Here is a 5666-nt window from a genome sequence, read left to right as displayed (position 1 = left end):
GCGCGAACAGCAGTGGTGATCGCTGCCACTGAAGGCGTTCCGGCACTTGTTTTACATTGATTTGAGTCGTCCGACCGTGGTGGTGGTCGTCCGGCCGTAGGGTCACTCGGCATGGAAAGCGCAACGGGCTGGGATGCCATCGACGGTGCACTGCGTCGGCTGTACGGCGAGGCGACGCCGTTCCACCTGGGTACGAAGCAGCCGTGGGCGCTCGGCGGCCCGGATCCGCTCGACGGCATCAGCGTTTTCGGTCGGACGGACCCGATCGCGCATTGGCATTACGTCGGTTACGGCATGTCGGAACTGTACGAGAAGGAGTCCGCCGATCCGCATACCTCGGGCTGGGGATTCGAGTTCACCATGCGCGTGGTCCGGTCGACGGCCGAGTCGCAGCCGCCGCTGTGGCCCGCGCAGCTGCTGCAGACGCTGGGCCGTTACGTATTCCAGAGCGAGAACCGTTTCGAGCCGGGTCACACCATGAAGGCGGGCGGCCCGCTGGCCGGCGACCGCCCCGACAGCGCCATCCGCGCCATGGCCTTCACGGTCGACCCGGAACTCGGCGAGATCGGCACCCCGCACGGCAGTCTGCGCTTCCTCCAGGTGGTGGGCCTGACCCTGGACGAGTACCAGACTGCGCTGGGCGGTAACGCGCCCGCGCTGCTGGCCCGGCTCGCCGCCGACCTGCCGCTCTACGTCACCGACGCCGATCGGCCCTCGCTGCTCGCGCGCGGCTGAGCGCGGCTACTTCAGCGCGTCGCCGATCCCGCACACCTTCCACTCACCGTTCTCCTTGACCAGGTCGTAGGTGAGTGACTGGGTGTTGGTGCGGCCGCCGAAGTTCACCTCGACGTCGACGGTGAAGGTGCCCTCGTCCGCGCCCGAGGGCACGTCGACGCTCTTCAGGGTCGTCTTGGAGTCGACCTTGGGCACATTGGTGACGGTGATGCCGCCGGTGTCGACGCTCTCGATCATCGACAGGTCCGACTGGCAGATGAGGTCCTTGTTCTTCGCGCCGCCGTTGACGAAGTCTTCGGCCACATCGCGCGGGTCGTCCGAGCCGCCGACAATGCCGCCGCCCGAACCCGAGAGCAGGAACACCGCACCGATGCCGAGCACGGCCACCAGCGCGACCCCGCCGATGATCAGCGGCATCTGATTCTTGCCGCCGCTCGGAGGCTGCTGCGGGTAGCCGCCGGGCCCGGGCCCGAACTGCGGCTGCGGTGCACCCGGATGGGGCTGCTGCGGCATGCCGGGCTGCTGGTGCCGGGGCGCGCCGAATTGCTGTGGGGGAGCGCCGTATTGCTGAGGAGCGCCGTGCTGCTGGGGTGCACCGTACTGCTGCGGAGCGCCGTACTGTTGCGGGGCGCCGTACTGCTGGGGCGCGCCGGACATCGGCTGCTGGGGTCCCGGTCCGAACCGCTGCGGTGGTTGCCCGCCCGCCGGATGCGGCGGCCATCCGCCCGGCTGCTGGTAGGGGTTCGGCTGGCGTGGGTCACTCATCTGTCAAATCCTGTACACCTCAGCGGAAAAGAATCGCGGACCGCCGCACCGATGCGCGGCCGATGATCGCACGACGCGTCGAAACGGACGCCGCCGCGATTCAATCACCGCCGTCCACCGCGCCGGTAATGCCCGCGGGTGTTTTTACATCCGTTTGAGATTCGCGAGCCCGCCATTTCGCTGCCGGGCTGCGAGAATTCGGCACCGTGAGTTCTTCGGGTCGGCCGTTACCACGGCCCGCGCGCGGCGCGCAGTTCCGCCAGGGTCATGCCGTGGCGGCGGCGCACCAGGGTGCGCAGGGTGGCGGGGCTGGAGTAGCCGACGTGTGCCGCGATGGAGTCGACGGTCAGCGTGGTGGTGCGCAGCAGGTGCGCGGCCCGCTCCAGACGGATGTCGTTGGCGAACTCGCGGGGTGTCAGGCCGATTTCGGCGCGGGTGGCGCGTTGCAGGGTGCGCGTGGTGGTGCCCAGTTCGCGGGCGGCGGTGGCGATGTGCAGCGGTTCGGACAGATGTGCGCGCACCCAGCGTTCGAAGGCGGCGACCAGCGCGTCGCCGCGGGCGACCACCTCGGGAATGGCGAAGGCGGCCTGGGTGTCCCGATTGCCGAGCGCCAGGTAGCGGGCGGTCAGCTCGGCCAGCGCCGGGGACCGGCCGTGCACCAGCGACAGGGCGAGGTCCATATGGGACAGTGACGCCCCGGCGGTAGTGATCCGGCCGCCCCGGCACAGCAGGCGGCTCTCGTCCAGTGCCACCCGGGGGTAGCGGCGGCGGAAGCTCGGCCCGAGCCACCAGCTCGTCGTCGCGGGCGCACCGTCGAGCACCCCGGCCTCGGCGAGGAAGAAGGTGCCGGTGCAGGCGGCCGCCAGCCGCCCGCCGGCGTGGTGGGTCCGCCGGATGTGGTCGAGCACCGGCCTGCTGTGCGGTGCCGAGACCAGACCGATCAGCGTCTGCGCGTCGAGCACGTTCACCGCCGGCACGATGACGAGATCGACCTCCTCGCGCAGCTCGGCCAGGGGCGTGGTGGTCACGGAGTGTCCGTTGCCGGAACGGACCCGGTGGCCGAAGGAGACGGTGTGCACCCGCCACGGGGGCGGTGGCTGCGGGAGTCGCTCCCGCAATCCGTTCGCCATGCTGAAGGTCTCGATCAGCGCCGCGTAACCGAAGTCGGCGACGCCGTCGACCACGAATACCGCGACGTTCATGTCGCGCATGCTACTGAACCCGTCGCATTCGCTACTGCCCCTACCGGTAAGCCTGTCCTAATCTCTTGGACTCGTGACCGATTCGGGAGGAGATCGGATGAGGACAATGACGGAGAGTGTGGTGACCGACCGAAGTCCGGGGGGACGGGTGCGGTTGCTGCTGATCGAGGACGACGACATATCCGGCGATGCGCTGGTGGATATGTTGACCGAAAGGGGTTTCGACGCCGAACGCAAACGCCGGGGAGCCGATCTGCTGCTCGGCCACCGTGACTACGATGCCGCGCTGCTGGACCTGGAGCTGCCCGACGGCTGTGGCCTGACCACCCTGCGGCGGCTGCGCGAGGTGAGTTCGATACCGGTGGTGCTGCTCAGCGAGGACGACGACGAACGGACCATCGTGCGGGGGCTGCGCGGTGGGGCCGACGACTGTCTGGTCAAACCGCCGCGGATCGGCGAACTGGTGGCACGCATCGAACACGCCATGCGCCGCACCGCGGCGGAGGCGGCGGCCCGGTCCGCGGTGGTGGACACCGGTGACGTGCGCGTCGATCCGGTGGCCCGGGAGGTCACCGTGGCCGGCGCGCCGATCCTGCTCACTCACAAGGAATTCGAGCTGGTGGAGGCATTGGTGGAGCGGCCGGGGCAGGCGGTGAGCCGGGAGATCCTGATGGATCGTATCTGGGGTGACGCCTTTCTCGCCGTCTCCCGCAGCCTGGACGTGCACATCTCGACCCTGCGGGCCAAACTCGACCGGCCCGGACTGATCACCACGGTGCGCGGCTTCGGCTACCGCTGGGCTACCCAGCCCGAGGTGGTCAGCTCGGCGGGCGCAGCGCGGCGAATTCGTCGGTGACGCGGATCTCGGTGTCGGTGAAGCGGTAGAGCGCGGCCGGGCGGCCACCCGTCCGGCCGGGTGAGGCGGTCGCGCCGGTGGGGGTGATGACCCCGCGGCGCGACAGCACCCGTTGCAGATTCGTGGTGTCCACCTCGTATCCGAGTGCCGCGCAGTAGATCTCGCGCAGGGTGGACATGGTGAAGTGCTCCGGGGCCAGACCGAAGGCGATATTGGTGTAGGAGAGCTTCGCCGCCAGCCGGGTGCGGGCGTGCCCCACCACCACGCCGTGGTCGAAGGACATGTCCGGCAGTGCCGACACCGGATGCCAGCGGGTGTCCGGCGGCAGCTTCGGGTCGGCGGTCAGCGGCACCAGACCCAGATAGGCCGAGGCGATGCGACGGTCACCGGGCACCCGGTGTGGATCGCTGAACACCGACAGCTGCTCCAGGTGGGTCAGCTCACGCACATCCACCTTCTCGGCGAGCTGGCGGGCGGCGGAGAAGTCGAGGTCCTCGTCGTCGCGCAGCCGCCCGCCCGGCAGCGACCAGGTGCCCTTGGCCGGATCGAGGGCCCGCTCCCACAGCAGTACGGCCAGTTCGGTGCGTTGGCCGGGCGGGCAGCGGCGATCCAGCGATCGACGCGGTGCCTCGGCCCCCGAACCCTCGGAAACGTCACTACCTGCGGTGATGCCATCGGGGAAGCGGCGAACCTGGAACACCGCGGTGAGCGATTCGTGGATGGTGCTACGATGGGCCACGTTTTCGATTCTAAGTCGAAAACCGGGTGTATGCGAATCGGCGAAGCTGCCGGGCGCATGAGAGTTAGGAGCCGGACCATGGCTGCACTGGGTGCGATGATGCCGCTGACCGAGCGCATCACCGATGGACCGTCGGGTTTCGGGGGAGTCGAGGCCACTCCGGAGTGGGCGCGGGAGATCAAGCGACTGGCGCGCGAGCGCAATGCCACCATCCTCGCGCACAACTACCAGCTGCCCGAGATTCAGGACGTCGCCGACCACGTGGGTGACTCCCTCGCACTGTCCCGGATCGCGGCCGAGGCACCCGAGGACACCATCGTGTTCTGCGGTGTGCACTTCATGGCCGAGACCGCCAAGATCCTGAGCCCGGAGAAGACGGTGCTCATCCCCGATCAGCGCGCGGGCTGCTCACTGGCCGACTCCATCACCGCCGACGAACTGCGCGCGTGGAAGGCCGAACATCCGGGGGCGCTGGTGGTCTCCTACGTCAACACCACCGCCGCGGTGAAGGCCCTCACCGATATCTGCTGCACGTCCTCCAACGCCGTGGACGTGGTCGCCTCCATCGACCCCGACCGCGAGGTGCTGTTCCTGCCGGACCAGTTCCTGGGCGCGCACGTCAAGCGGGTGACCGGACGCGAGAACATGCACATCTGGATGGGCGAATGCCACGTGCACGCCGGAATCAACGGCGACGAGCTGAACGAGCAGGCCCGTACCCATCCGGACGCGGAACTGTTCGTGCACCCCGAATGCGGTTGCGCCACCTCGGCGCTCTACCTCGCGGGCGCGGGCGAGTTCCCGGCCGACCGGGTGCACATCCTGTCCACCGGCGGCATGATCGACGCCGCCAAGGCAGCGGCGGCGCGGAGCTCGCGCAGCGGCGAGTCGGGCACAGCGAGCCAGGTGCTGGTCGCCACCGAGGTCGGCATGCTGCACCAGCTGCGCAAGGCCGCCCCCGGCGTGGACTTCCAGGCCGTCAACGACCGCGCCTCCTGCAAGTACATGAAGATGATCACCCCCGCCGCCCTGCTCCGCTCCCTGGTGGAGAACCGCGACGAGGTCCACGTCGACCCCGAAACCGCCGCCCTGGCCCGCAACTCGGTGCAGCGCATGATCGAGATCGGCAATCCGGGCGGCGGCGAGTGACAGGCGGCCCCCAGCTCCCGACGGCCCACGCGGCCGCCGGGCCGGGGGCGCGCACGGTCGCCGGGCCGGGTAGGCCCGTCGTCGGGCTGGGGATGTGCGCGGTCGCCGAGCAGTCCGCGCGGCTGGCGGTCGAGCCAGGAGTGCGGGTAGCTGTGTTGGGCAGTGCGGGTGCTGGGCCTGGGCGGCGAATGGTTGCCGGGCGCGGAGTGCGGCTGGCGGA

Annotated in this window: 6 protein-coding genes; 3 read left to right on the top strand and 3 right to left on the bottom strand. The window is 69.6% G+C overall.

The window, feature by feature from the left end:
• Nucleotides 1–111: 111 nt before the first annotated feature.
• Complete coding sequence (locus tag QK444_RS31625; protein ID WP_282785738.1) at nucleotides 112–735, top strand: suppressor of fused domain protein; 624 nt, start codon at nucleotides 112–114, stop codon at nucleotides 733–735.
• Nucleotides 736–741: 6 nt separating this feature from the next.
• On the opposite strand, the gene QK444_RS31620 is transcribed toward QK444_RS31625, so the two are convergent.
• A complete protein-coding gene (locus QK444_RS31620; protein WP_282785737.1) occupies nucleotides 742–1500 on the bottom strand; it encodes a hypothetical protein in 759 nt (252 codons plus the stop codon).
• A gap of 227 nt (nucleotides 1501–1727) precedes the next feature.
• Nucleotides 1728–2702, bottom strand: coding sequence for a helix-turn-helix domain-containing protein (locus QK444_RS31615; protein ID WP_282785736.1), 975 nt, complete (start codon nucleotides 2700–2702; stop codon nucleotides 1728–1730).
• 148 nt (nucleotides 2703–2850) lie between these two features.
• Between QK444_RS31615 and QK444_RS31610 the strand changes: the two genes are divergently transcribed.
• The gene (locus QK444_RS31610; protein WP_143983953.1) at nucleotides 2851–3558 is read left to right on the top strand and encodes a response regulator transcription factor; all 708 of its coding nucleotides are present in this window, start codon (nucleotides 2851–2853) and stop codon (nucleotides 3556–3558) included.
• Here the strand turns inward: QK444_RS31610 and QK444_RS31605 are convergent.
• Entirely contained in the window at nucleotides 3521–4297 is a 777-nt protein-coding gene (locus QK444_RS31605) for an NUDIX domain-containing protein (RefSeq protein ID WP_282785735.1), read from the bottom strand. The two genes, QK444_RS31610 and QK444_RS31605, sit on opposite strands and share 38 nt — an antisense overlap.
• Before the next feature lie 78 nt (nucleotides 4298–4375).
• On the opposite strand from QK444_RS31605, the gene nadA reads away from it, so the two are divergent.
• Nucleotides 4376–5446, top strand: coding sequence for a quinolinate synthase NadA (gene nadA, locus QK444_RS31600; protein ID WP_282785734.1), 1071 nt, complete (start codon nucleotides 4376–4378; stop codon nucleotides 5444–5446).
• Nucleotides 5447–5666: the final 220 nt, after the last annotated feature.

The sequence above is a fragment of the Nocardia sp. CC201C genome, assembly GCF_030010695.1.
Taxonomy (GTDB): domain Bacteria; phylum Actinomycetota; class Actinomycetes; order Mycobacteriales; family Mycobacteriaceae; genus Nocardia; species Nocardia otitidiscaviarum.
The sequence above is the reverse complement of the archived record's forward strand: the minus strand, read 5'-3'. Positions and strand labels throughout refer to the sequence as shown.